The 21,691-nt window shown below is 60.2% G+C and carries 21 protein-coding genes and 1 pseudogene; 10 read left to right on the forward strand and 12 right to left on the reverse strand.

Annotated features, from left to right (window positions below):
- The first annotated feature begins 56 nt into the window (after positions 1–56).
- A complete protein-coding gene (locus tag K4O48_RS06500; protein WP_222911240.1) occupies positions 57–572 on the forward strand; it encodes a hypothetical protein in 516 nt (171 codons plus the stop codon).
- An 85-nt stretch (positions 573–657) separates the two neighbouring features.
- On the opposite strand, the gene K4O48_RS06505 is transcribed toward K4O48_RS06500, so the two are convergent.
- From K4O48_RS06505 to K4O48_RS06515, 3 genes are all read right to left on the reverse strand, one after another.
- Entirely contained in the window at positions 658–1,449 is a 792-nt protein-coding gene (locus tag K4O48_RS06505; RefSeq protein ID WP_222911241.1) for an SIR2 family protein, read from the reverse strand.
- 12 nt (positions 1,450–1,461) lie between these two features.
- The gene (locus K4O48_RS06510) at positions 1,462–2,010 is read right to left on the reverse strand and encodes a non-canonical purine NTP pyrophosphatase (protein WP_222911242.1); all 549 of its coding nucleotides are present in this window, start codon (positions 2,008–2,010) and stop codon (positions 1,462–1,464) included.
- Positions 2,011–2,129: 119 nt separating this feature from the next.
- Positions 2,130–2,567 carry a group II truncated hemoglobin gene (locus tag K4O48_RS06515; RefSeq protein WP_409518926.1) on the reverse strand — a complete coding sequence of 146 codons (438 nt, stop codon included), beginning with the start codon at positions 2,565–2,567 and terminating at the stop codon, positions 2,130–2,132.
- Between the two features lie 123 nt (positions 2,568–2,690).
- Between K4O48_RS06515 and K4O48_RS06520 the strand changes: the two genes are divergently transcribed.
- Positions 2,691–3,122 (forward strand): universal stress protein, encoded by a 432-nt coding sequence (locus K4O48_RS06520; protein ID WP_222911243.1) that lies wholly within the window; start codon positions 2,691–2,693, stop codon positions 3,120–3,122.
- A 25-nt stretch (positions 3,123–3,147) separates the two neighbouring features.
- On the opposite strand, the gene K4O48_RS06525 is transcribed toward K4O48_RS06520, so the two are convergent.
- Positions 3,148–3,492, reverse strand: a complete 345-nt coding sequence (locus tag K4O48_RS06525; RefSeq protein WP_222911244.1) for a YajD family HNH nuclease — start codon at positions 3,490–3,492, stop codon at positions 3,148–3,150.
- A 45-nt stretch (positions 3,493–3,537) separates the two neighbouring features.
- Entirely contained in the window at positions 3,538–4,242 is a 705-nt protein-coding gene (locus tag K4O48_RS06530) for a YebC/PmpR family DNA-binding transcriptional regulator (protein ID WP_222911245.1), read from the reverse strand.
- A 204-nt stretch (positions 4,243–4,446) separates the two neighbouring features.
- Between K4O48_RS06530 and K4O48_RS06535 the strand changes: the two genes are divergently transcribed.
- Positions 4,447–5,343, forward strand: coding sequence for an EamA family transporter (locus K4O48_RS06535; RefSeq protein ID WP_222911246.1), 897 nt, complete (start codon positions 4,447–4,449; stop codon positions 5,341–5,343).
- 51 nt (positions 5,344–5,394) lie between these two features.
- Here K4O48_RS06535 and K4O48_RS20445 read toward each other — a convergent pair whose 3' ends face one another.
- From K4O48_RS20445 to K4O48_RS06550, 5 genes and pseudogenes are all read right to left on the reverse strand, one after another.
- Positions 5,395–5,526 (reverse strand): hypothetical protein, encoded by a 132-nt coding sequence (locus K4O48_RS20445; RefSeq protein WP_256059203.1) that lies wholly within the window; start codon positions 5,524–5,526, stop codon positions 5,395–5,397.
- Between the two features lie 176 nt (positions 5,527–5,702).
- Positions 5,703–6,632, reverse strand: a complete 930-nt coding sequence (locus K4O48_RS20675; RefSeq protein WP_409518940.1) for a methyl-accepting chemotaxis protein — start codon at positions 6,630–6,632, stop codon at positions 5,703–5,705.
- Positions 6,609–7,625 (reverse strand): annotated as a pseudogene (locus tag K4O48_RS20680) (methyl-accepting chemotaxis protein); the annotation flags it as partial. The pseudogene K4O48_RS20680 and the gene K4O48_RS20675, both read right to left, overlap by 24 nt.
- Positions 7,626–7,802: 177 nt before the next feature.
- Entirely contained in the window at positions 7,803–8,480 is a 678-nt protein-coding gene (locus K4O48_RS06545; protein ID WP_222911248.1) for an MOSC domain-containing protein, read from the reverse strand.
- Between the two features lie 39 nt (positions 8,481–8,519).
- Complete coding sequence (locus K4O48_RS06550; RefSeq protein ID WP_222911249.1) at positions 8,520–8,708, reverse strand: hypothetical protein; 189 nt, start codon at positions 8,706–8,708, stop codon at positions 8,520–8,522.
- 120 nt (positions 8,709–8,828) lie between these two features.
- On the opposite strand from K4O48_RS06550, the gene dgt reads away from it, so the two are divergent.
- Complete coding sequence (gene dgt / locus K4O48_RS06555) at positions 8,829–10,325, forward strand: dGTPase (protein WP_222911250.1); 1,497 nt, start codon at positions 8,829–8,831, stop codon at positions 10,323–10,325.
- A 56-nt stretch (positions 10,326–10,381) separates the two neighbouring features.
- Here the strand turns inward: dgt and K4O48_RS06560 are convergent, their stop codons facing one another.
- Positions 10,382–11,035 (reverse strand): TetR/AcrR family transcriptional regulator, encoded by a 654-nt coding sequence (locus K4O48_RS06560; protein WP_222911251.1) that lies wholly within the window; start codon positions 11,033–11,035, stop codon positions 10,382–10,384.
- Positions 11,036–11,130: 95 nt separating this feature from the next.
- Here K4O48_RS06560 and K4O48_RS06565 point away from each other — a divergent pair, with 95 nt between their 5' ends.
- A complete protein-coding gene (locus K4O48_RS06565; protein ID WP_222911252.1) occupies positions 11,131–12,228 on the forward strand; it encodes an efflux RND transporter periplasmic adaptor subunit in 1,098 nt (365 codons plus the stop codon).
- Positions 12,229–12,233: 5 nt separating this feature from the next.
- Entirely contained in the window at positions 12,234–15,308 is a 3,075-nt protein-coding gene (locus K4O48_RS06570) for an efflux RND transporter permease subunit (protein ID WP_222911253.1), read from the forward strand.
- 33 nt (positions 15,309–15,341) lie between these two features.
- Here the strand turns inward: K4O48_RS06570 and K4O48_RS06575 are convergent, their stop codons facing one another.
- Positions 15,342–15,908: a TetR/AcrR family transcriptional regulator gene (locus K4O48_RS06575; RefSeq protein ID WP_222911254.1), complete on the reverse strand. Its 567-nt coding sequence runs from the start codon at positions 15,906–15,908 to the stop codon at positions 15,342–15,344.
- Positions 15,909–16,056: 148 nt separating this feature from the next.
- Here K4O48_RS06575 and K4O48_RS06580 point away from each other — a divergent pair, with 148 nt between their 5' ends.
- From K4O48_RS06580 to K4O48_RS06595, 4 genes are all read left to right on the forward strand, one after another.
- On the forward strand, positions 16,057–16,656 hold the full coding sequence (locus K4O48_RS06580) for a glutathione S-transferase family protein (RefSeq protein ID WP_222912015.1): 600 nt from the start codon (positions 16,057–16,059) through the stop codon (positions 16,654–16,656).
- 12 nt (positions 16,657–16,668) lie between these two features.
- Positions 16,669–17,607 (forward strand): pyridoxamine 5'-phosphate oxidase family protein, encoded by a 939-nt coding sequence (locus K4O48_RS06585; protein WP_222911255.1) that lies wholly within the window; start codon positions 16,669–16,671, stop codon positions 17,605–17,607.
- Positions 17,600–18,349, forward strand: coding sequence for a Zn-dependent hydrolase (locus K4O48_RS06590; RefSeq protein ID WP_222911256.1), 750 nt, complete (start codon positions 17,600–17,602; stop codon positions 18,347–18,349). Before K4O48_RS06585 ends, K4O48_RS06590 begins: the two co-directional genes overlap by 8 nt.
- A gap of 141 nt (positions 18,350–18,490) precedes the next feature.
- On the forward strand, positions 18,491–21,613 hold the full coding sequence (locus tag K4O48_RS06595) for a transglycosylase domain-containing protein (RefSeq protein ID WP_222911257.1): 3,123 nt from the start codon (positions 18,491–18,493) through the stop codon (positions 21,611–21,613).
- The last annotated feature ends 78 nt before the right edge of the window (positions 21,614–21,691 follow it).

Raw genomic sequence — 21,691 nt, forward strand, 5'->3', positions numbered from 1 at the left:
CGCACCGCGTAAGCGTCACTGCGTATTCCGCAATATTAAGAACAAGAGGTGTTGTCATGAACAAACTTTTCAAAACTTCCCTCCTGGTCGCCGCCATGCTTCCCGCGTTCGCTGTTGCCGCTCCGGTAGCGGGTGATCGTGAGGTTACATTGGGCGGTGCGGGCAGTAGCGATAAGGACTTCGACGATACAGTGTTCTCCGTACAAGGTAGTTGGGGTACATACCTGGACGATGCTTCCATGTGGGGTATTCGGCAGACAGTGAATGCGCGTGACTCTGAAGGCGAGAGTGTGCAGTTCGACGGCTCTACCCGTGTGTTCTATGACTATCACTTCGGCAGCGGCAATACCCGTCCGTTTGTTGGCCTGAGCGTCGGTGGTATTTACGGCGAGGAGGTTGATGAGACGTTCATGGGCGGTCCTGAAGTGGGTTTGAAATACTGGGTACAGGACAAAACGTTCATTACTGCAATGGCGGAATATCAGTTCTTGTTCAAGAGTGGAAGTGACGCGCGTGATCGCTACGACGATGGTGCGTTCTTCTATAGCGTGGGTATCGGTTACAACTACTAAGCCCAGCGAGTGCGATGCTTCGATGCATCGCACTCGCACTCGCACTCGCACTCCGTTTCGTTTGTTGGGTTACTAAAAGTTTCGATTAGCTTTCTACAAGCCCTCTGAGAAAGTTCTTCAATGCCAGCCCCGGCTCGTCATCTTCCGAACTGATCATTTGAATCCCCCACTGGCTCAGAATTTCTTCCTGCACAGGATTCGGCTTGTGTGAGAAAACATATGAAATCGGCCGAACGCCCAGCGTTTCGTGCTCATTCCACATCTTTGAAAGTTTGTAGAACAATAATCGAATGTTCGTATCTGAAAGGCTGTAGCCGATAAACAGCACGGCCTTGCTCAAGGTGTCCGCCCGCAGTTTGATGTCGAGTGGGGTTTCAAACTGCAGCCGCTCGTAGTAGCTGGTCTCGTCCAGCACGATCGAATCATCGTCATCGAAGTCGCCGTGAAACTTGACGATCTGCCGAACCCCATCGCGGGCTTTTACCAAGTCGCTGGCATTGGCGATCTTGATGTAGCTGACGCCGTGCGCATCATGGGCGTTCTCTAGCCAGCGATCGTAGTTGGTCGTGTAGATGGCCGGAAAGCGTCCTTGCACGATCAACCTGTGGATTTCTGAATCGCGAATCTGAATGTCCTTATGCCATTCGCGGTCCATCCAGCTCCGCAGGGGGCCGATATTGCCCTTCTTGATGCGGTAATACTCGGCGAGGGAGAGGAAATTGCCATAAGTGTCGAACACGTCGGGGTCGTAATCGAGCTGTAGTGCAATCTCGTCGATCAGGTCGCGCCACGGAGGCAGTCCGATATTCGCCGACACGCCGGAGCCTACAAAAAGGATCAGGCGATTCTGCCGGTAGGCTTCCAGAAGCTTCTGCATCAACCACCTCGCTCAGATACCACGCAGGTGCGTGACGAAGGCTTCTAACGCCCGCTTGCGCATGGATAGCTCGTTATGGATGCCGCCCAGCTCGGCGAACGTACACGTATAGCCGTCGGGGATGAACACGTTGTCCCACTCGAACCCTTCTTCACCCGCGGGTTCGCGAGAAATACGCCCACTGACTTCACCCTCGAAGAAGTGCCGCTTGCGGCCATCGCAGTAGCCAATCAACGTGCGGGCTATCGCTGAGGAATCGTCCAAGCTGCCGATCAGTTCCGAGAAGCGCACGGCATGTAAGCGGTCCCAGAACGTCTGCGTAAGGCCGCCTGGAAAGCCATTCAGGCTGCTGATGAACAGGCCGGAATGTTCGACGAAAACGGGCTTGCCGATCAGCTTGAATGCATCCAGCAGTTTGTCACTGACCAACTGATGGAGGTCTTCTGTCTGGGTTTCAACGATGCGCACCGGGAAGTTGATGATCTCGATACCGCGTTGAGCGAGAAACTCACCTGCATCTCGAATTTTTTGCTCGTTGACCGAGGCAAAGCGGATCTTCATTCAGTTACCTGACAGCGCTGTTGAACAGGGCACGGCAGGGCGCACATCGTGACCCTGTAAGGGTATGACGCAGCGGACACTTCAGGGTTCGGCCGATTGGTCCGGCAGGACGAAGCAGGCTAGCGCGGGTGCGCAGGGCAATTCCGCTGGCCGGCTTGCAGGATGCGCTCGGCAGGTACTTGCAGCTGCGCTAACAGGTAGCTGGAAAAGTCCGCTGAGTAATGTTGCCTGGCTATGGCCTCGGCCATGCACTGGAGCCAGGCATCGCGCTCGGACGCTCCCACGGTCCAGCGCATATGGAATTGCGGGATGCTGATGCTGCCAAACTTTTCAGCGTAACGGCGCGGCCCACCCAACCATCCGCACAGAAAGGCGGCAAGCCGTTCGCGTGATTCATTGAGATCCGGCGGATAGAGGCGACGCACGCATGCAGCGGCTTGGCTTTCTTCCATCACTTCATAAAAGTCCGCGACCAGGCGCTCGATACCGGCTTCGCCGCCTGCTGCCTGAAAAGAAGCGTCGCCGACGCCAAACGGAACGGGGCTGGTTGTCATCATGGTCTGGCCTTATATGGAGGAGCTTGGACCGCGCAGTTGATCCAGAGCAATGGATCTGATGCTGCGCCGCCAGCGTGCTAGGGCGTTGGTCTATGCTGTCGCCAACAGTCATGGAGACCTACTATGCGCAATATTCTTCTCGCTTACGACGGTTCGGACAACGCCAAACGGGCGCTGAACTACATCATCGATTTTGCCGCCGATGCCCCTAAACCGCCCCAGGTGCATGTCTTGAACGTGCAACAGGAACCGGTGCTCTACGGCGAGTTCGTCACCGCTAATGCCGTGGATGAGCTGAACAAAAGCTTTCTCGATAAATCACACCGCACCCTCGCGGAAGCCGCTACGGCGCTGCAGACTGCTGGTATTCCGCATCAAACCCACGCGATCCTCGGAAATGTAGCGGAGCAGGTGAACGATGCGGTGCAGCGGTTGGGCTGCGACACCGTGGTGATGGGTACCCGTGGGCTGGGCAGCTTCACCGGCATGCTGATGGGCTCTGTCGCCAACAGGGTCGTGCATGAAGTATCGGTGCCGGTGTTGCTGGTCAAATAACCGGAATCTACAGGGCCGGACGGGGTCAGTCCGGCTTGCCCTTGAGCAGGTCGCCCAGATTGGCGAAGGCCTTGAACGTTTCCTTCGGCCCTAAATCGCTGCCTGGTTTGGCTTCGGCGTGGTACTGGTTATCGGTGTATCGAGAGTGCTCGTTGTCGTGGCAGTACAGGCAGAGCAACTCCCAGTTCGAGCCGTCTTCAGGGTTATTGTCGTGGTTGTGGTCCTTGTGATGGACCGTCAACTCGCTCAGCCGCTTTCCCGAAAATTCCCTGGCGCAGCGTCCGCAAACCCAGGGGTATATCTTCAGTGCTTTTTCGCGATAGCCCTGCTCGCGCTGGGCGTATGGTGTGTTCGGTTTGTTGGTGCTCATTGGCCTTGCCTCTTCCTGGTCCGATTCCGTCACCCAGTCGCCTTGTCAGCCAGCCAGCCCGACGTAAACGTTCTGCACGTCGTCGTGGGCATCAATGGCGTTTAGGAACGCCTCGACTTCCTCCAGCTGCGCATCCGTCAGGGTAGTAACTGGGTTCTTCGGTCGATAGCCGAGCTGCGCCGACTGCACCGTGAAACCCTGATCGGGCAGGGCGCGGCTGACCACGTCCATATCGCTGGGGTCAGTAATGAAAAGCGTGGCGTCGTCGTCGGCTGCTTCAAAATCCTGCGCGCCGGCTTCTATGGCTGCCAGCTCGGGGTCGGCGTCCGCTGACGCAGGGACTGCCTCGATCATGCCGCAATGATCGAAATCCCATGCGACCGAACCGGATGCGCCGAGCTGGCCCTTGCGGAACAGTACGCGTATTTCCGCCACCGTGCGGTTGACGTTGTCGGTCAGGCACTCAACGATCAAAGGCACCTGATGCGGGGCGAAACCTTCGTAGGTTGTGCGCTCGTAATTGACGCTCTCACCCAGCAGTCCGGCGCCTTTCTTGATGGCGCGCTCCAGGGTTTCACGCGGCATCGAGGCTTTCTTGGCCTGTTCAACCACCAGGCGCAAACGGGGATTCATATCCGGGTCAGCACCGCTGCGCGCCGCGATCATGATTTCCTTAGATAGCTTGCCGAAGGTGCGCCCTTTGGCGTTGGCGGCTGCCTCCTTATGTTTCGCTTTCCACTGTGCGCCCATGGTTGCTCTCGTCGTCAGGTGAGTTGATAGGCGTCGATTCTAGCTGTTGCTGCCAAAGCAGGCACGGCCTGAGCGCAGTGACTTTTTACTCTTGGGCTGGCGGCATCAGCCGGCAGGACTGTACGGGCTATTTGCCCGCTCGCTGTACGTGTGCGCCTGCATTGCGCTCGGGCTTTAATGAAGTCTTTGTACAGGGGGCCTGACATGTCACCGAAGGATCTTTTGCTGGCCCTTGTCGTGATTGTTGTGTGGGGCATGAACTTTGTCGTGATCAAGATCGGTTTGGATGACATTCCGCCGATGCTGCTGGGCTGCCTGCGGTTCATGTTGGCGGCGTTTCCCGCGATTCTATTTATCAAGCGGCCGCAAATGCCCCTGCGCTGGTTGATCGCCTATGGCGCGACCATCTCACTGGGTCAGTTCGCGTTCTTGTTTTCGGCGATGCATGTGGGAATGCCGGCTGGTCTGGCGTCGCTGGTCCTGCAATCGCAGGCGTTCTTTACGCTGTTCTTTGCCGTGCTGTTTCTCGGCGAACGGCTGCGCGCGACCAATTTGGTCGGGCTCGTGATCGCCGCCAGCGGACTGGTACTGATCGGGATGCAAGGTGATCGCAGCATGACGTTGGCGGGCTTCATACTGACCATTTGCGCAGCCTCCATGTGGGCGATGGGCAATATCATCACGCGCAAGGTGGGTAAAGTGAATTTGGTTGGGCTGGTGGTCTGGGGCAGCTTGATCCCGCCAATACCGTTTTTCGCGCTGTCCTGGTTCATCGAAGGCCCGCAGATGATCGAAAGCGCCCTGCGCGGGATCGGTCTGAGCTCGATCATGGTCCTGGTTTACCTGGCGTTTGGCGCGACCATTCTCGGCTATGGGCTTTGGAGTCGGCTGCTATCTCGGTACCCGGCCAATACCGTGGCACCGTTTTCGCTGCTGGTGCCAGTGGTTGGGCTGACCTCCGCCGCGTGGCTGCTGGGCGAGCAGCTTGATGGGTTGCAGGCAATCGGTGCGCTGCTGGTGATGCTGGGCCTAGTGATCAACGTGAGCGGGGGGTGGTTGGTCGGCCGACTGCGCACGGCATTCGGCGGGTCGCCGGCCTGACAGCAAAACGCCCCGGGCCGGAAACCGGGCGGGGCGCTCGTTGGACAGTCTTCAGCGTGCTGCGTGGCTGCCCAGCAGGGGCGTCGCTCCGTTGGCTTTTTCGCGTTTAGCCACGCGTTTTTCCTGCGCGGTCTTGAGGGGTTTCTTTTTAGCGTTCTTCTTTGTGTCCATTCCTTTGCTCATGGTGTCGCCTCGCGGATTGATGGCTGGGTTGTGCATCCCTGCGTCGGTCTGCTCTGTGGCCAGTGCACCTCGGTGAGCGTAGAAGATCTGTAATCAACTGGTAGCCGAGACTACGCCTGATTGACAGAGCTGGATAGCGACACGCAATCGCTGCGCTGCCGGCGGAACGGCTGTGATCAGACTTTGAACTGTCTGATCAACGTTTGAAGTTCGGTGCCCAGCCGTGCCAGTTCAGCAGTAGACGTGGCGGTTTCCTGGGCCGCTTCGGCAGACCGATCGGCAACGTCGCGTACGTTGAGAACGCTGCGATTGATTTCGTCCGCCACGGAGCTCTGTTGCTCGGCTGCGGTCGCGATCTGTTGGTTCATCGCCTGAATGATCGACACCGTTTCGGTGATGGCCTGCAGCTCCCGTCCAACATCCTGCGCCAACGCGACGGTCTCGATGGCAAGGCCGCTGCTGCTATCCATCATGCCGGATGCGTTTCGGGCGCCTTTTTGCAGATTGGCAATCAGCGCTTCGATCTGGGCGGTTGACTGCTGGGTGCGCTGGGCAAGGCCTCGTACCTCGTCGGCCACCACGGCAAACCCACGACCAGCTTCACCCGCCCGTGCGGCCTCGATTGCCGCATTCAGCGCGAGCAGGTTGGTCTGCTCGGCGATGCCGTTGATCACGATCAGCACCGTGCTGATGCCATCGGTCTCTTGATTCAGCTGCGTCATCGCGTCGGCCGATAACGTGACTTCGCTTGAGAGTCGGTCGATTTGCGCTAACGCGCGCTGGACGACCAGGTTGCCTTTAGCGGCCTGTTGGTCGGCGCGTTGTGCGGCATTCGAGGCTTCTTCAGCATTGCGCGCCACTTCTTGCACCGTGGCGGTCATCTCGTGCATGGCGGTTGCGACCTGATCGGTTTCCTGGCGCTGGCTGGTAACCCCTGCGCTGGTTTGCGCGGTCACAGCGGACAGTTCTTCAGAGGCGGTCGCGAGCTGTGTGGTGATGCCGCCGATATGGCCGATGAGCGTCTGCAGTTTGCCGCGGGTCTTGCCCAACGCCTGCAACAATTGGCCGAATTCGTCTTGACGCTCTGCTGGCATTTCTCCGGTCATGTCCCCTTCACCGATCCGCTCGGCCATCAGCACAGCCTGATTCAGCGGTTGGGTAATCTGGCGCACGATCAAGCCACCAATGAACACGCCAAGCACGATGGCGAGCAAGGTGATGCCTATGACTTGAAGCTTCTGGCTCTGCGCATCGTCTGCGCGTTTCTGGGTTTGACTGGAAATGATGCCTTGGGCCTGTTCATAGAGCTTGTCGAATATCGCTTCCATGTTCTGCCGCGCCTTTTGTTGCTCGGCCACGAGCGGCGGCAGTTTTTTTACCAGCGCCACGTACTCGGTCGCACTCGCCTTGAGAGTCATTAGGCTCCCGGCTTGCGGCCCTATCAACTCGCTCTCCAGGGGCGCGATCGCAGCGTTCAAGGCCTCGAATTGCTGGTTCAGGGCCTGTAGTGCCGGTTCCGATTCTTCCATCAGGTAGCCCCGAACGGTGAAGCGCAGCAGGCGATTCTGCTTGGACAGTTCGGTGGTCAGCAGGGCTATGTTGGCAATGTCGCTGGTTGGGTGCAGGACGGGATTGCCATAGACACCGTTCCAGCGGCGTTCCAGGTTGGCGATCAGCTTGTCAGTGGTGTTGCCCGCATCGACCCAGTTGGCCCGGGTCTGCTTTTTCAACGCATGCAGCGCGGCGAGCCTCTCGAATGCAGTTTGATAATTTCGGGCTTCGCTAACGATGGATTCGAGGTATTCCCGATCCTGTGGCTCAGAAAAGCCCGCTCTTCGCTGCTCGACAATTTCGGCAATCCTGGCGACCGCATCGGTTACCTGCACGATGTACGTCGCATCTCCCCGTTCTTCAAACCGCATCTGCGCATAGCGGATCTGATCGGCTTCGTTCAGCAGGTGTTCCGCTGTCTGAGCCTTATCGCTGCGCGAGATCAGCGCATCCATGCTCAGTACACCGATAGCAGCGACGCAGATGGTTAGGAGCAGTACCGCGGCGAAGCCTAGCGTCAGCTTGGCGGTGACCTTGAGATTCTTCATTGTTTTTCCTCAGACGGGCGAATGCCGAAGACGATGAGTTGTAATACAACATCGGCAGTTCATGCTCATACTTGAGCTTGTTGTCTGATGACCTTGCCAGGCCTGCTGAACGGTCTTTTTCTGGTTCCGTCACGTTCTGCATTTAGGTCCCGCGCGGTTTACGATGCGGTCAGGTTGTCAGAACAGCGTGCCCTGATCTTGCAGGCGGCGCCTTGCATCGAGACGCTTGCGAAAGCGTATGCGGTACTCGCCAGCCAGAGGTTGCAGGTCTTGTAGCCGGGCTAGCTCTGCGTCGCTTGTCGCGTCGTCACGCAAGCTTCGCCAAACGCGAAGAACGCTGTCGGTGGGAAACGGCCTCTCAATCAGGCAGAGCTCGGCGCCGAAATGAACGGTGCCCGGCTCAAGCGTTCGGTACAGCCAACCGGTTCGACCGCTTTGTGCAAGGTGTCGCGCCAGGCCAGGTGCATTGTGGCGACGGTCCAGATTGCTGCAGGGCGAGCGGGGCTGGCTGACCTCGAGCAGGGCGTCACCCCAGCGAAAACGGTCACCGATGCAAACGTGCCGCTCATCAAGACCGGTAGTGGACAGGTTTTCGCCAAATGCAGCGGGGCCGAGCGTCTGCAGATGCGAAAAGGCGTGGCGCCAACGGTGATAGTGCTCTGCCGGATAATGGCAGACGCTGCGATCTGGCCCGCCATGAAAGCGGCGGTCGGCGACGCGATCACCTTGCAGGCCATCGCCATCAAGCCAGACGTCCGTCAACGCCAGCTGCTTGTCGATTGCACTGGGCTTTCCGGTACCTGGCAGCCGCCGGAGCTCGTCGCGCAGAAACGGCCCCTCGACGGGCCACTGCATGATCATCTTTTTTCGGCCTTGATGTTGGCGTCCTCTGAGTCAGCCTTCGTTGAGCCGTGCCAGTTCCCGACGCACCATCGCGGCGAACTCTGGCGGCTTTAGCTGATACAGCTCGGTTGCGACCCAGGCCAGCCAGCGTGCGCCTAGCACCGAGCGCTGAATGAGCATGCGCTGTGCTTCCGCGGTGGCACGTTCCGCATGCTGCAGATGGAATTGCGATCGGGTCATGACGCTGCTCCGGTGACAGGGCGGACGATTCTAAACGAGCTGGCCGCATCGGCGCCCGATGCTTGGTAAAGCCGTCCGGCCGCGATAGGCTCGCTGTTCCTTTGTAGAGCGAGCGTAACCATGCCGGGGCCAGTGAATTTCAAGGACAAGATTTCCCGCCAGCGTCCCTATGGCGCGGCTGAGTCCGGGCTGAAGGCTTCAGACGGTGATCTCGCGCTGGTCATCGATCAATTCGAAAGCGATCGCGGTCGCATCATCAACTCCGCGGCGGTACGTCGTCTGCAGCAGAAGACGCAGGTGTTTCCGCTGGAGCGCAATGCCGCGGTGCGCAGCCGTCTGACGCATTCACTGGAAGTGCAGCAGACCGGCCGCTTCATTGTCCGCACACTGTATAAGCAGCTTGGCAACAAGGCAGGCGAATACGGGCTCGATGGGCTTGAGGGCGCGCTGGAAAGCCTGGTTGAGATGACGTGTTTGATGCATGACATCGGCAACCCGCCGTTTGGCCATTTTGGCGAGTTCGCGATTGGTGAATGGTTTGGCGCAAAGCTGGAGGCATTGTTCGACGTCGCCGTACCGACAGGGCAGGGCGATGACGCGTTGCGTTGCCAGATGCTCGCCGATCTCAAGCAGTTCGAAGGCAACGCTCAGGCAGTTCGGCTGGTGGTCAGCCTGTTGCGCTTGAATCTGACCTATACCCAGACGGCCGGCCTGCTCAAATATGTGCGCGCAGCCTATGCGCCAAGGCCGGCGAAGGGGACACCTGGCGCGTATCTGCACAAGAAGCCCGGTTTCTATCTATCCGAAGAATCATTTGTGAGCGATCTGCGCACAGCGCTGGATCTGCAGCCAGGCACCCGTCACCCGGTTGCCTACATCATGGAAGCGGCTGACGACATCGCCTATTGCCTGGCGGACATCGAAGACTCGGTGGAGAAAGGTATCTTCACCATCGAGCAGCTGTCGCAACTGCTGCTCGCCAAATTTGCCGAGCACGGTTCGCCGGACGAACCAATCGCGGCCACCGGTCGCAGTTTCCGCAGCGTGCTCGCCTATGCCGAATCGCGTGCGCAGAAAGAGCCGATCAACAAGGTCGGCGAGTTCTTCATCTGGCTGCGGGTCAACCTGGTCCATCCGCTGGTGCAGCACGCAGCTCAGCAGTTCATTGAAAACATCGAGGCGGTGTATCACGGGACCCTGGATCGGGCCCTGCTTGAAGATGCCAGCCTGCCCAACGCCATCGTTCAGACATTCAAGGACGTCGCGATGAATCGAGTTTTCTGTCACCGCGAAGTCGAGACCCTGCAGCTGCAGGGATACCGGATTCTCCAAGGGCTACTCGATGCCTATGCGCCGTTGCTTCGAGTCAGTCCGCCCACCTTTCAGGCACTGACTGAAGGCATTTGCCGCAGTGAACCGCACCTGCAAATGCTGGCTCGGCGGTTGCCCAGTCAGTTGATCAAGGCCTACCACGAAGCCATCAAGCTGCACGCTGAGTGTGCGTCGAACTGGCCGCTTTGGGAGTTCTACTACCGGTGCCGAATGCTCCAGGATTTCGTCAGCGGTATGACCGATCAGTTGGCGCAGGACGAGTACCGTACCCTGTCGGCGCTCTAAGCGTCGTGACGATCACGGCTAGTGCGGCGCCGCCGTGAGAACGGCATGGCTTCGCCTTAATCTGCTTTTGCTGTGGCCGTGCCATAGGCGCGTATGAACACGTCGATGCAATCCTGGACATGTTTATCCGCCTCACCGGTGTCGGGTGGGTCTGAATAGCCGATCAGCAGTCGGAAATGCGTGGCGCCCTTGATCAGCGAACAAAAGTGCTCGGCGGCGCGCATGGGTTCGTTCGCACACAACAGGCCGCGCTGATTCGCCTGAGCAAACAGCTGTTCGAGATCCAGCAGCAAGCGCTGCGGCCCTACGTCGAAAAACATACGTGACAGTGCTGGATTCTGCGTTGCCATGGCCACCATGACGCGGTGCAGTCCGATGGACTCGGGGCTGTTGACCAGCGCCTGGAATGCGCGGCCTATCTCCAGCAACACCTGCCTGATCGAGCTATCGTCTTCGAGTGAGAACAACTTGCGCGGCAGCCGAGTCTCGCACGTTATTTTCACCGCTTCGCTGAACAACGCCTCCTTATCCTTGAAATGGCTGTACAGCGTGAGTTTCGAGACGCCTGCCTCCGCGGCGATGGCGTCCATGCTGCTGCCTTCGTAGCCATTGCTGAGAAACAAGACCTGAGCGGCTGTGAGGATCGCCTCGCGCTTGGCGAGATCCTTCGGGCGGCCCGGGCCAGAGGGCGCGGCTGGTTTGTCGGTCATAGGTGTTTTTAATACTAGACTGGTGAGTTCGGTATTTTTACTATACCGCGCAGTATAAGTATTAGAACCCGCTTCGCGACAGAGAGAGACTCAACGTGTTTCGACATGCCCTGCCTTTAATCGGTGTCATTGGCCTCGCTTTGCTCGCTGGCTGTGGCAACGGTGAACCCGAGCCCCTTTCTGTCAGGCCGGTAATGGTGACCCAGCCGCAACCGGCGAGCGAGGCGTTCGAGAGCTACCCGGGCGAGGTGCATGCGCGTTACGAGCCGGAACTGGCGTTCCGAATCGGCGGCAAGGTCGTTGAGCGCATGGTTGAAGCGGGCGAGCGGGTGAGCAAGGACCAACCGCTGGCCCGGCTCGACCCCCAGGACGTACGACTGCAACTGGAAGGCATCCGCGCTCAGGTGGCGGCTGCGGAGGCCAACTTGCGGGTCGCCCGAGCCGAGCATGAGCGCTACAAGACGTTGATGGGTCGGCAACTGGTCAGCCGCTCGCAATTTGATGCCTCTGAAAACGCGTTTCGCTCGGCTCAGGCTCGTCTGCAACAGGCTCGCGCCGAGTTCGATGTGGCGAACAACCAGGTCGACTATGCCGTTTTGCGCGCAACTCACGAAGGGGTAATCGCTCAGCGCCGGGTTGAGGTAGGCCAGGTGGTCTCAGCTGGCCAGACGGCATTCGTGCTGGCAGCCGATGGTGAGCGCGAGGTGGCGATCAACTTGCCGGAGCAGGCGCTGGATCGTTATTCGGTCGGCCAGTCGGTCTCGGTGGAAGTGTGGTCCCAGCCGGGCAAGCAATACCCCGGTTCCATCCGCGAGTTATCTCCCGCTGCTGATCCGCAATCACGCACGTACTCCGCACGGGTCGCTTTTGCGGACGCCGATGTCCCTGCCGAGCTCGGCCAGAGCGCTCTGGTCTCGATCCGCAGCAATGGCGAGGTGCCACTGGCCGTACCGCTTTCGGCGGTGACCGCCGAGCAGGGCAAGGCTTATGTCTGGCGCGTGAAAGACGACGCCACGCTGGAGCGCGTCGTGGTGCAGACGGGGGCCTTCGGTGAAACCCTGGTACCCGTACTCAACGGTTTGCAGGCCGATGACTGGGTCGTGCTGGCAGGCGTTCAGATGCTTCATGAGAACCAGCCGGTGAGGGCTGTCGATCGTGACAACAGGCCGGTCGAACTGGCCGCTCAGGAGTAATCGGAATGCGCTTCAATCTTTCCGCCTGGGCGTTAGGGAACCGGCAAATCGTCATCTATCTGATGCTTCTGATGGCCGTTGTCGGAGCGTTGTCGTACAGCAAACTCGGTCAGAGCGAGGACCCACCGTTTACCTTCAAGGCCATGGTCATCCAGACCCAGTGGCCCGGCGCGACCGCCGAGGAGGTCTCGAGGCAGGTCACTGAGCGCATCGAGAAGAAGCTGATGGAGACCGGCGAATACGAACGCATCGTGTCGTTCTCGCGGCCGGGTGAATCCAACGTGACCTTCATGGCGCGCGATTCGATGCACTCCGAGCAGATCCCTGACCTCTGGTATCAGATCCGCAAAAAGATCGGTGACATCCGCCACACCTTACCGGCAGGCGTGCAGGGGCCGTTCTTCAACGACGAGTTCGGCACCACCTTCGGGAATATTTACGCGCTGACCGGCCAGGGTTTCGACTATGCCGTGCTGAAGGATTACGCCGACCGCATCCAGTTGCAGCTGCAGCGGGTCACCAATGTCGGCAAGGTCGAGCTGATCGGATTGCAGGACGAGAAGATCTGGATTGAGCTGTCGAACGTCAAACTCGCGAATCTGGGCGTACCGCTGGAAGCGGTAAAGCAAGCGCTCGAAGCTCAGAACACAGTGATGTCCGCTGGCTTCGTCGAGACCGTCAGCGACCGGGTCCAGTTACGTGTGACCGGCAGTTTCGAAACCGTGAAGGAGATTCGCGACTTTCCCATTCGCGTCGCGGGCAGCACCTTCCGCATCGGTGACGTTGCGGAGGTTTACCGCGGCTTCAATGATCCGCCGGCGCCGCGTATGCGCTTCATGGGCGAGCCGGCTATTGGCCTTGCCGTATCGATGAAAGCGGGTGGTGACATCCTCATGCTCGGTGAAGCCTTGCAAGGTGAGTTCGCCAGGCTGCAGCAGGAATTGCCGGCAGGCATGGAGCTGCGCAAGGTGTCCGATCAGCCAGCCGCCGTGAAGACAGGTGTCGGCGAGTTTGTGCAGGTGCTGATCGAGGCGCTGATCATTGTGCTGCTGGTGAGTTTCTTCTCACTCGGCGTGCGCACCGGCCTCGTGGTCGCGCTGTCCATTCCGCTGGTTTTGGCGATGACGTTCGCAACCATGCACTACCTGGACATCGGCTTGCACAAGATCTCGCTGGGCGCGCTGGTGCTGGCGCTCGGTCTGATGGTGGACGACGCGATCATTGCCGTGGAGATGATGGCGATCAAAATGGAGCAGGGGTTCGACCGGCTCAAGGCAGCGAGTTACGCCTGGACCAGTACGGCTTTTCCAATGCTCACCGGGACCCTGATTACCGCGGCGGGCTTTCTGCCGATTGCCACAGCGCAGTCCAGCACCGGCGAATACACCCGTTCCATTTTCCAGGTTGTGACCATTGCGCTGATTGCGTCGTGGATTGCGGCGGTTGTGTTCGTGCCGCTTCTCGGCGCAAAACTGTTGCCTGACCTGGCGAAGCGCCACGCGCAGAAGCACGGCGGCAGCGACCAGGGGCATGACCCCTACTCGACACCGTTTTACCAGCGGGTTCGGCGAGTGATTCATTTTTGTGTGCAGCGGCGCAAGACAGTCATCGTCCTGACGTTACTGCTCTTCGTCGGTGCGATCGGGTTGTTCCGCATCGTCCCGCAGCAGTTTTTTCCGGCGTCAGGGCGTCTTGAGTTGATGGTGGATTTGAAGCTGGCCGAAGGGGCATCGCTCAAGGCCACTGAAGCCGAGGTCCACCGCCTTGAAGAGATGCTCAAGGACCGGGCCGGTATCGACAATTACGTTGCCTATATTGGCAATGGCTCACCACGGTTCTACCTGCCACTGGATCAGCAATTGCCGGCGACGAGCTTTGCGCAGATCGTGGTGCTGGCGAACAGCATCGACGAGCGCGAAGCGCTGCGCAGCTGGCTGATCGAGCGACTCAGAGAGGATTTCCCAACGCTGCGCGGGCGTGTCAGTCGCCTGGAAAACGGACCGCCGGTGGGGTATCCGGTGCAGTTCCGGGTGACTGGAGAGCACATCGATGTCGTCCGCAAGCTGGCGCGTCAGGTGGCCGCCAAGGTTCGCGATAACCCGTACGTAGCGAACGTGCATCTTGATTGGCAAGAGCCGAGCAAGGTGGTCTGGCTGAATGTGGATCAGGATCGCGCCCGCGCCCTCGGCGTGAGCACGCTCGAGCTTTCCGAGTTTCTCAGGCGTACGTTTACCGGCACAACCGCCGGCCAGTTCCGGGAAGACAATGAACTGATCGAGATCCAGCTGCGTGGTACGGCGCGTGAGCGCGAGCAGCTAAGCATGTTGCCAAGCCTTGCCATTCCCACCGCCAGTGGCCGTAGTGTGCCGTTGTCGCAAGTCGCAACCCTCGAGTACGGTTTCGAAGAAGGCGTGATCTGGCACCGAAATCGCCTGCCAACGGTAACGGTGCGGGCCGACATCTACGGGGATCAACAACCGGCGTCCCTGGTTCAGCAGATCGAACCGACGCTTAGCGAGATCCGTGCGGCGCTCCCCAGCGGGTATCTGCTGGAGGTTGGCGGCACCGTGGAAGATTCCACTCGCGGTCAGGCCTCGGTAAACGCCGGTATGCCGCTGTTCGTCATTGTCGTGGTAAGCCTGTTGATGCTGCAGCTCAAGAGCTTCTCGCGTTCGGCCATGGTGTTCCTCACGGCGCCGCTGGGGCTGATCGGTGTCGCGCTGTTCCTGCTGCTGTTTGGCAAACCGTTCGGCTTTGTGGCCATGCTTGGCACCATCGCGCTGTCAGGGATGATCATGCGTAACTCTGTGATCCTGGTGGATCAGATCGAGCAGGACATTGGTGCAGGCCAGGATCGCTTCAACGCAATCATCGACGCCACGGTACGGCGCTTCCGGCCCATCGTGCTGACTGCGCTTGCGTCAGTGCTGGCGATGATTCCGCTGTCGCGCAGTGTGTTTTTTGGGCCCATGGCCGTGGCGATCATGGGCGGATTGATCGTTGCGACCGCTCTGACGCTGCTGTTCCTGCCGGCACTGTATGCGGCCTGGTTCCGGGTGAAGGAAGCGCCAGCCGCCTAAACGCTTGTTATCAATTATGAATCGCCGCGGGCATCAGGCTGGGATGCCCGCGGCGTCTAGCAACTGCTTGGCTGCCGTCTTGGCCAGCAGGGCCTGGTCACCCGGCCCCTCGATGTGCGCCATGCTCAGCGCACCTTCAACGAGGTATTGCAGTTGCCGCGCCAACTGCTCGGGCTGCGGAGATTCCATGGCTTCCAGCAGCTCGCGCAGGTGCGCCTGGAACTGCGCCTTGTAGGCCGCGGCGCGCTGGTGAATCGGATGGTTGCGGTCGTGGTATTCCGCCGCCGCATTGATGAAGAGACAGCCGCAAAACGCCTTCTGGCTGTGAATCATCTCGTTCAAGCCGTCGAAAATGCCCAGCAATGCCTTGCGTGGCGGGAGTTTGCTGCGAGCCTCGTGCAGACGCTCAAGCATTGGCTGCTGCCGCGCGTCCAGCACGGCCAGGATCAGCTCTTCCTTTGACTTGAAATGTTTATACAGCGTCATCTTCGCCACACCGGACTCGCTGAGAATCCGATCAATTCCCGTGGCGTGGTAACCCTCCGTGTAAAAAAGCCGCTCGGCCGTATCGAGTAGTTGATCGCGCTTGTTGGTTGCCATTCAGGTCTCCTTCAGACGGCCATTATGCGGGACCGTTTGCGTTCCCTCCAACCGGCCTGGAGAGGACAAAAAATATGCTTGAAGTGTACAGACAGGTCTGTCTATTATCCAGTCGTGCATCTGCACCCATCCTTAAAGGAGCGACATGATGAGACTGTACGATTTGACGTTGTCCAGTAACTGCTACAAGGCGCGCCTGTTCCTCGGTCTGATTGGCCGGCCGGTTGAGTTGGTGCCGGTTGATCTGGTGAATGGCGAGCATAAGCAGCCGCCTTTTCTGGCGATCAATCCGCGCGGACAGGTTCCGGTACTTGAAGACGAGAACGTAAGGATGGTCGACTCGCAAGCCATTCTTGTCTATCTGGCGCGGCGCTACGCAGAGGAACACTGGTTTCCGCAGGACGCCCTAATCCAGGCGCGTATTGCCAGCTGGCTGAGTTTCGCCGCGAACGAGATGCAGCATGGTCCGGCAACGGCCCGAGTGGCGCGCCTGTTCGGTCTTCGGATCGACGAGGCGTTGACTTCTACACGTGCGCTGGCTGCGATGCATGTGCTCGAACAGCAACTGGCCGAACACACCTGGCTGGCTGAGAGCGCTGTCCCGACTATCGCCGACATCGCGGTTTACCCCTACGCGGCGTTAGCGGGTGAGGGCGGCATTGATCTCGCGCCGTACCCTGCCGTACGTGCCTGGTGTTCACGCATCCGCGAGCTGCCGGGTTACGTCGGCATGCCCGGCCTGGAATAAGGGGCAGTCACCATGAGCAGCCCTTTTCACGCCGGTGAACAATGGGTGCAGAGCCGCGCAGGCGTACGCGATAAAGCTGAGCAGATCGGCCGTCGAGTGATCCGTTCGTTCATGCCCGAACAGCATCGAGCGTTCTTCGCTCAGTTGCCGGCGCTGCTGGTTGCCGCAGCCGATAGCGAAGGGCAGCCTCATGCGTCCCTGCTCTGGGGGCCGGCCGGGTTCGCCTGGTCGCCGCACCCCGAACTGCTGTGCATCGGTGCCAGCCCGCACGCTGACGATCCGATCGCGCCGTTGCTGCACCCGGGCGCCATGGTCGGTTTGTTGGGGTTGGAGTGGCCGACCCGACGGCGCAATCGATTGAACGGACGGATCATCGAGCGTGATGCGCAGGGCTTCAGCGTTGCCGTGGCGCAGTCATTCGGCAACTGTCCGAAGTACATCCAAGCGCGAGAGTGGCAGCCGGTCGACCGTCTGCCAGGGTTAATGCTGGAAGGCGAAGGGTTGGACTCGGAATGGCTCACTCAGGTGCAACAGGCTGACACGCTGTTCATCGCCAGCCAGAGTCCGGACCTGCAAGGTGGTGGCGTTGATATTTCACATCGCGGGGGCCCGGTCGGGTTCGTCGAGGTTGGGCGTGATGGTCGCCTCTGGATGCCGGATTACAGCGGCAACCGGCTGTTCAATACCCTGGGCAATCTGGTCCGCGAGCCGCGTTGTGGGTTGTTGTTCATCAATTTCGCCAACGGTGATCTGCTCCACCTACAAGCGCTGGCGGAAGTGGTCTGGCCCGAGCAGTTCGCCGCGTTTGACATCACCGCGCCGGTAGGCGCCGAACGCATGCTTGCGTTGGCGCCGGGCCGGTGGACGCTGCGGCGTTCAAGGCTGCCCTTGTCGTTCGCTGCACCGGATGTCTCACCGTTCCTTCCGGAACCAGGGGTGAGCGATGCGTAGCTCAAGAATGGTCGGCCTGTTGCTGATGTTGTTGGCCGCGAGCGTGGATGCCGCGGCACTGCGCTTTAGCCTCGTTCGCACCTCACAGACGCTTTCCAGCGGCGAATACGCCTGGCGTGATGGTGGCTGGGTACAGCCTCCACCCATAAACCACATCGCGGTGCTGATCGAGCACCAGGGCAGCCGGCTACTGTTCGGCACGGGGTTGGGGCGGGAAATCGATGCGCAGCTGGACAGCGAGCTACCCTGGCGCAGGAAACGCTACGGAGCGGTGCGGCCAGTACGTGATCAACTGGATCGCGACGACCTTGCGGTTGACCGGATTGTCATGGGATGTGCCCGCTGGCAGTACGCGTCCGGGCTGGCTGATTTTGCCGACGTGCCGGTTCTTGCCAGCCAGGAGGCCATCCGCTACGCCCACGACGCGACGCCTCCGGCGGTGATCCCGGCGCAATTCGCCCACGGCGTCAAATGGCAGCCGTTGCGCTTCCAGCGACGCCCATACGGTGGCTTTAAGGAGAGCCTGGACCTGTTTGGCGACGAACGGCTGGTGCTGGTCAAGCTGCCCGGTCACGGTGCTTTGGGTCTGTTTCTGACGCTTGAAGATGGCCGTCGCGTGTTCTTCCGTGGGGATGCCGCCGATGGCGAAACGAGCCAGAAGCCACTGTCTGCTGAGGTCTTGCATCTGCATGATGCTCGTCTGCAGTCGCAACTCGGTTTTTATCCGCGCTGGATCCAGTGATTTCATGCCCCGTTTAGGCCGGCCGTTTGACTCGTGAGGCGCGAATTTGAGCCTCTCCGTTCGTCTGCTTGGGCACTCTGAACGAAGCGCTGCCAGCTAAGCTTAAGCCTGTAATTTCCTTTGGAAGCCAGGCCGGAAAAGATGGGCGCAGTATGGCGGACCGATACATCCCGGGCGGGTGGCAGCAAGCGTGCGTCATCCACCAGCAAACCCGGTAAAACACCTAGCCACGGGAGCCGTTTGGCGCGCCGTATGGGCGTTTTGCTGGGCGTTTCTTTATTGGCCGGCGGCGGCTATGCCGCCTGGCACGAAATGCATACCTCCAAGCTGCAGGCGCTTTGGTTGACGCGTTACGCGGCGAATCTCGACTATCAGCTTGAGCCCGGCGCCAGTAGCGCGATCCGATTTCCCGAGGCGGGCCCTTTCGACCGACGTCTGGGCTACGCAGCGCTCCCGACGTTTCTTGAGCGGCTGAGCGAGCGGGGTTTCGATATTCAACAACAGGTTCGCTTTTCCCCGGCCCTGCAACGCTATGTCAGCCACGGCTTTTTCGTGCCCTATCCGGAAAAGTCCCAGGCCGGGCTGACCATCGACGACTGCCGTGGCGAACCGCTTTACGCGAATAGTTACCCGCATCAGTACTACGAAACCTTCGAAGATGTGCCACCGATCATTGCGATGAGCCTGCTGTTTATCGAGGACCGTGGCTTGCTGAACGCTGAGCGCCCCCGCGCGAACCCGGCGGTGGACTGGCCGCGGTTTACCATGGCGGCGGTGAGCCAGGTCGAAAAGAAGCTTGGTTTGCCGGTCCAGGCGGCAGGCGGCAGTACCCTCGCGACCCAGGTTGAGAAATACCGACACTCACCGGAAGGGCGAACCGGGAGCGCCGAAGAAAAGATTCGGCAGATGATTTCAGCCAGCGTGCGCACGTACCGCGAGGGCCAACAGACGTTGGCCACGCGCAAGCGCATCGTGCGTGACTACCTCAACAGCGTGCCGCTTTCCGCGGCATATGGTCATGGTGAGGTACACGGTATCGCCGATGGGCTGCGGCTCTGGTTCGGCGCGGACTTCGCCGAGGTTAACCGCCTGCTCGATTCACGCCGCAACGCTGAGACGAGCTATGAAGCTCAGGGCCTGGCGCTGCGTCAGGTACTTTCGCTGCTTATCGCGCAGCGCCGGCCGTCCTACTACCTTGGCGCCGGACGCGATGACATGGCCGAACTCACCGACAGTCATATCCGCCTGCTCGCCAATGGCGGGGTGATCAGCACGCGCTTGCGCAACGCCGCCTTGCAGCAGAAGGTCGTGTTCCGCGACTTGCGGGTCGAGTCGGGGGTTCGCGAGGTGCCTTCGAGCAAAGGCATTACCGCGGCGCGCATGCGTCTGAGCAGCTTGTTGGGCGTGTCGCTGTATGAGCTGGACCGTCTGGACCTGGCCGCTACCACGCCGCTGCATGGCGCATTGCAGACTCAGGTCACCGAGTACCTGCATCGCCTCGCGGAGCCCGGATTCGCCGGCGAGGTCGGGTTGTTCGGCGAGCGCATGCTGTCGCCAGAGCGTACCGCCGATGTCCGCTACAGCTTCACCTTGTTCGAGCGTGGCGAGCAGGGTTTCCGGGTACGCGTGCAGACCGATAACACCAATCAACCATTCGATATCAACGAAGGCAGCAAGCTGGAGCTGGGGTCGACGGCCAAGCTGCGTGTGCTGACCACCTACCTAGAGGTCATCGCTGAATTGCATGATCGCTACGCACAAAGCAGCATCAGCGAACTGCGCAAAGCCGAGGCGGTCGATCCGTTGACGCGCTGGGCGCTCGGTTATCTGATCCAGAACGAGGATCGCAATCTGCCGGCCATGCTCGACGCCGCACTGGACCGTCAGTATTCGGCCAGCCCGACCGAGCGCTTCTTTACCGGCGCCGGCATGCACCGTTTCGGTAACTTCAGCCGTGAGGATGACGGTCGCCTGCCGACCATGCGCGAGGCGCTGCAGGAATCCATCAATCTGCCGTTCGTGCGGTTGATGCGCGACCTGGTGAGCTACAGCACCTATCAGGCGTCCAACGGGGCGGAGTTGCTGAAAAGCGACGACAATCCGGAGCGGCGCGAATACCTCAGGCGTTTTGCCGACCGCGAGGGCTCCGTCTTCATCCAGCGGTTCTGGAAGAAGTACCGTGACAAGACTGCCGACGCGCGCATCGAAACGCTGCTGGATGGTATGCGACCGACCGCGCCGCGGCTGGCTGCCGTGCACCGGTACCTCATGCCGGAGGCCGATCGCGCCACCTTCGACGACTTTCTCAAGCGAAACCTGCCGGAGACCGAGCTCAGCGACAAAACGCTCGACTCGCTGTACAGCCGCTACGCACCGGGTGCCTATAGCCTGCCGGATCAGGGGTATATCGCTCGGGTGCATCCATTGGACCTGTGGCTGCTCGGCTACCTGATCAAGCATCCCGAAGCCGGCATCTCCGAGGTGATCGCCGCCAGCACCGCCGAGCGTCAGGAGGTCTACGGCTGGCTGTTCCGCAGTCGGCACAAGAGCGCCCGCGACAGCCGCATCCGCATCATGCTGGAAGTGGAGGCCTTCACCGACATTCATCGTCGCTGGCAGCGCTTGGGATATCCGTTTGACCATCTGGTGCCGTCGCTGGCGACCGCGCTCGGCAGCTCCGGCGACCGGCCCGCGGCGTTGGCGGAGTTGATGGGCATCATCGTCAACGATGGCGTGCGGTTACCCAGCGTGCGTATCGACAGCCTCCATTTCGCGAGCGAAACACCCTATGAAACCCGCGTGGGCATCAAGCCGGACGCGGGCGTACGGGTGTTGCACAGTGAGGTAGCTGCGGCCTTGCGCGATGCGCTGGGCAGTGTGGTGGAAGGCGGTACGGCAAGACGGCTGCGCGGAAGTTTCCTGGAGGCCGACGGCGAGCCGCTGAAGGTGGGTGGAAAAACCGGGACGGGCGATAACCGGATTCAGACCGTCGGCGCTGGCGGCCGGTTGATCAGCTCGCTGGCGCTTAATCGCACCGCCACGTTTGTCTTCTATCTCGGACCGAACCATTTCGGCACGCTGACGGCGTACGTTCCGGGGCGTGGTGCGGAAAGCTTCCGCTTCACCTCCGCGTTGCCGGTGCAGGTGCTTAAGGGGATGGCGCCGATACTGCAGCCGTATCTGCACGCCAACGCGCAGACGCAGTGCCAGCCCGCCGCGCCGATCCAGCCAACGCTCACCGCCAGTATGGCCTCGGAGCGCTAAAACTTTCAGCGCCGCTACGGCGCTGGCGGTTACACCCTGCGGTATTGCCCGTCGCCGGCGGCGCAGCGAGACTGGTTG

It is taken from the genome of Pseudomonas sp. DNDY-54 (assembly GCF_019880365.1).
Taxonomy (GTDB): Bacteria; Pseudomonadota; Gammaproteobacteria; order Pseudomonadales; family Pseudomonadaceae; genus Stutzerimonas; species Stutzerimonas stutzeri_P.